Origin of the sequence: Acidisphaera rubrifaciens HS-AP3 (assembly GCF_000964365.1) — a bacterium.
In the GTDB taxonomy this organism is placed as follows: Bacteria; Pseudomonadota; Alphaproteobacteria; order Acetobacterales; family Acetobacteraceae; genus Acidisphaera; species Acidisphaera rubrifaciens.
This window is the reverse complement of the sequence record NZ_BANB01000616.1, coordinates 1-3,519: the sequence shown is the minus strand read 5'-3', so window position 1 is coordinate 3,519 and position 3,519 is coordinate 1. Positions and strand designations below refer to the sequence as shown.

The 3,519-nt window shown below is 70.0% G+C and carries 5 protein-coding genes; 4 read left to right on the top strand and 1 reads right to left on the bottom strand.

The window, feature by feature from the left end; all coding sequences use genetic code 11:
* Positions 1-194: 194 nt before the first annotated feature.
* A complete protein-coding gene (locus B8460_RS15410; protein ID WP_048862495.1) occupies positions 195-380 on the top strand; it encodes a hypothetical protein in 186 nt (61 codons plus the stop codon).
* 21 nt (positions 381-401) lie between these two features.
* Here B8460_RS15410 and B8460_RS23465 read toward each other — a convergent pair whose 3' ends face one another.
* Entirely contained in the window at positions 402-1,538 is a 1,137-nt protein-coding gene (locus tag B8460_RS23465) for a YceI family protein (protein WP_158322914.1), read from the bottom strand.
* Positions 1,539-1,696: 158 nt separating this feature from the next.
* On the opposite strand from B8460_RS23465, the gene B8460_RS15400 reads away from it, so the two are divergent.
* The 3 genes from B8460_RS15400 to B8460_RS22180 are packed head-to-tail and all read left to right on the top strand — an operon-like array spanning position 1,697 to position 3,375.
* Complete coding sequence (locus tag B8460_RS15400; RefSeq protein ID WP_158322912.1) at positions 1,697-2,053, top strand: hypothetical protein; 357 nt, start codon at positions 1,697-1,699, stop codon at positions 2,051-2,053.
* A 33-nt stretch (positions 2,054-2,086) separates the two neighbouring features.
* Positions 2,087-2,998, top strand: a complete 912-nt coding sequence (locus B8460_RS22185) for a hypothetical protein (protein WP_158322909.1) — start codon at positions 2,087-2,089, stop codon at positions 2,996-2,998.
* 8 nt (positions 2,999-3,006) lie between these two features.
* Positions 3,007-3,375, top strand: coding sequence for a copper resistance CopC family protein (locus B8460_RS22180; RefSeq protein ID WP_048862492.1), 369 nt, complete (start codon positions 3,007-3,009; stop codon positions 3,373-3,375).
* Positions 3,376-3,519 lie beyond the last annotated feature (144 nt).

The following is a 3,519-nucleotide window of genomic DNA, read 5'->3' as shown; positions in this document are numbered from 1 at the left end:
CTACGATCCAGACTGATCGGCTACCGCTCTAGAGAAAAATTCCGCATCCGCGACGCGCCTGCACCGCTGAGAGTGTCCCGGTAGGGGAGGCCGCTGCTGGCCACCCACTCGATCATGGGTGACGACCGACGACGGGAGCGCATTTGCGAGAGCGCCCGGAAACTCAACCGCGGGCAGGAAAAGGAACGCGCTTCATGAGTGACACCCCGCTTCACGATCTGCTGCGCCGGCGCCTGCGGAGCCTGCTCGATGAGGCGACGGCCGCAGGCTTCGCGCGCGACGCGGCGGAGGCCGTGCTGATCGACCTGGTTACCAGCAGCGACTTCAACAAAGCCCCGCCGCCCGCCGAGCCGGCGGCGCCGGCGGGGCCGCGCGACTGACGGCGGGCACCGGCCGCCGACTTACTTCGCCCGCGTCGCCGTGATGTCGACCGTCACCGCGACGTCGAGCGCGACCCACTCCCCGCTCGCCCACTGGCCCTGGCCGACGCCGTAATCGTCGCGCTTGAGCGACACGGTGCCGGTCGCGTGCGCGGTGTCGCCGTTGACGGTGAGCTTGAACGGCAGGGTCAGGGGATGGGTGATGCCGCGCAGGCTCAGCGTCCCGACGGCGGCATAGGCGTCGCCGCCGAGGGGCTTGAAATGCGAGGCGTCGAAGGTCGCGGTCGCGTGTTTCGACGCGTCGAACCAGTCGGGATCGGGCAGCCGGGAATCGCGGTCGGAATCGCCGGTCGTGGCGCTTGTCATGTCGACGTTCACCAGAACGTGCCCGTCCGTCGGATGCGCCGGGTCGAAGTCGATGCGCGCGGTGAAGCGCTGGAAGCGGCCGTGGAACGCATCGCCCGACTGGCTGCCGGTAAAGCCGAGCGTGGAGTGCGCCGCGTCCAGCGTCCAGACGGTCGCCCGCGCGGTGCCCGGCAGGGCGAGCAGCGGCGCCGCCAGGGCCGCGACCGCGAGCGGGCGGCGCACCAGCGGCAGCATGCGCCACAGCGTCGCGTCGTGCTTGAGGTAGTGGTGGCGCAGCGCCGCCGCCGCATGGATCGCGATCAGGCCGAACAGCACATAGGCGCCCCAGCCGTGCAGCGTCGCCACCACCTCGTGCACCGGCTTCTTATTCGGCAGCGTCGAGAGGAACGGCACGTTCGGCCACGGGATCACGCCCCACAGCACGGTCGGGATGTCGAGCTTGGCGACCGAGACGGTGATCCAGCCGGTCAGCGGGATGCCGAGCATGAAGAGATAGAGGGCGACATGCGCCCCTTCCGCCGCCTGCCGTTCCAGCTTCGGCATCGGCACCAGCGGGGGCGGCTTGTGCGCCAGCCGCCACAGCACGCGCAGCACCGCGAGCATGAGGACGGTGATGCCGACCGACTTGTGGTACTGGAACCAGCGGAACTTCGTCATGGTCGCCATCGTCACGTTCGACATCACGAAGCCGATCACCAGGTTGGCGAGGATGCCGAGCGCGATCAGCCAATGCAGGATGATCGCGACGGTGGTGTAGCGGCGCGTGTCGGTGGTCGGGATGGGTCTGGCCACGGTGGCTCCTCGTGTCGTGTCGGTGCGTCCGATTAGCGCTTGACGTTACCACGGCCGCGCATAGCCTGCGCCGCGTGATAGCGCGCCGATCATATCGTCGCCCGTTTGGGCCCCCGCCGCTTCTGCGTCTGATGGCGTGGTGGCGGCAGGCGGGCGCCGTGATCGCGGCGCTGGCGATGATCGCCCAGGCGTCGGCCGGCGCCTATATGCCAAGCGGGAACGTGAGCGGCGGCGGGTCCGGCGGGGCCGGCGTCACGGTGCTCGGCCTCGCGATCCCGATCTGCGGCCATGCGGGGGACGGCAAGTCCGGCGTGCCGTCGCCGGGCTGCCTGCTCGACTGCGCGCGCTGCCTGTGCTGCCACGCCCCGCCTGTCATGACCGCCGGCGCGCCGCTGCTGCCGGTGCCGGTCGCGGTCCGCTACGTGCCGCCCGTGCTGCCGCCGCCGGCCACCGGCCCGCCGGCGCCCCCCGCCGCCCTTCATCCGCCCCGAGGCCCGCCCGCGCTCCTGGTCTGACGTCGTCCCCGACCTCAACCACGGAGCTTTTCCATGTACAGGACAACCGCCCTCGCGGCGGGGTTGGGTGCTGCCCTCGTGGCGGCGCCCGAAGGCGCGCGCGCGCATGTCATCGTCGGCCCGCGCGTCTTTCCCGTCACCCTGACCTTCGACGATCCCGGCACCGCCGACGAGGCGACGCTGCCGCAGGTCACGCTCGCGCCCGGCTCGGACGGGGCGGAGGCGTATGCGGTGCAGTGGGAATACGACAAGACGATCACCCCGAACACGGCGCTGATCTACAATCAGGGCTACGACATCCTGAGCCAGCGCGGGGCGAAGACGCGGACCGGGTTCGAGAATGTCGCCATCACCGCCAAATGGCAGGCGATCACCGACGCGGATACGGAATCCGTCGTCTCGCTCGGCGTGATCCGCGTCTTCGCCGGCGGCAGCCATACGCAGGCGGTGGGCGGCGACACGTTCGGCTCGACCGTGCCCTCGCTCTATTTCGGGCAGGGCGGGGGGTTCCTGCCGGTGCCGCTGCTGCGGCCGCTCGCGCTGAGCGGCGAGATCAATTACGTGATCCCCGACCGGCGGCTCGACAGCACGCTCGACAATGGAGGAACCCCGGGCGGCTGGACGGGCGGGCTGTCGTTTCAGTACAGCATGTCGTACCTGCAGACGGAGGTGCGGGATTTCGGTCTGCCCGACTTCGTCAACCGGCTGATCCCGCTGGTGGAGCTTACCTATTATTCACCGGCCAACGCGCCGGCGAATGGGTATCCGATGACCCTGCAACTCGCGCCCGGCTGCATCTATCTCGCGGACAGCTACCAGGTCGGGCTGGAGGCGCTGATCCCGCTCAACACCGCGGCCGGCGCGAATGTCGGCTTCACCATGCAGGTCCACTTCTTCCTCGACGATCTGTTCCCCGACAGTCTCGGCCGGCCCATTTTCCCATGAGGACGACGATGCAAAGACGCTCATTCCTCGCCGCCGGCTTCGCGGCGACGATCCTGCTCACGGCCTCGCCCGGCCAAGCGCACGCGCTGCTGCGTCAGGCCGATCCGCCGGCGGGCAGCAAGCAGCCGATCCCGCCGCCGGTCGTCACCCTGACGTTCTCCGAGGCGGTGGAGACGCGCTTCAGCACCATCGCCGTGACCGACGCCCACGGCAAGCGCGTGGATTTCGACACGCCGCAGCATGTCGGCGATGACCCGAAGACGCTCAGCGTGCCGCTGCATACGCTTTCGCCGGGCACCTACACGGTGACCTGGCACGCGACGTCGGTGGACACCCACAAGACGCAGGGCAGCTACACCTTCACGGTGGCCGGCTGACGCCGCGGCGGCGTCACCGGTGAGCGCTTGCGTGCTGATCCTGCTGCGCGGGCTGCATGTCGCGGCGATGCTGTCGGCGTTCGGCGGTGTCGTCGCGATCCTGGCCGTCGCGCGCCCGGTGCTGGCGGGCGCCGCGGCGGCCAC

What these genes read in the sequence shown, in the direction of transcription:
- B8460_RS22185 (WP_158322909.1), top strand. Translation starts at nt 2,087, where the DNA reads ATGTACAGGACAACCGCCCTCGCGGCGGGGTTGGGTGCTGCCCTCGTG.
- B8460_RS15410 (WP_048862495.1), top strand. Translation starts at nt 195, where the DNA reads ATGAGTGACACCCCGCTTCACGATCTGCTGCGCCGGCGCCTGCGGAGC.
- B8460_RS22180 (WP_048862492.1), top strand. Translation starts at nt 3,007, where the DNA reads ATGCAAAGACGCTCATTCCTCGCCGCCGGCTTCGCGGCGACGATCCTG.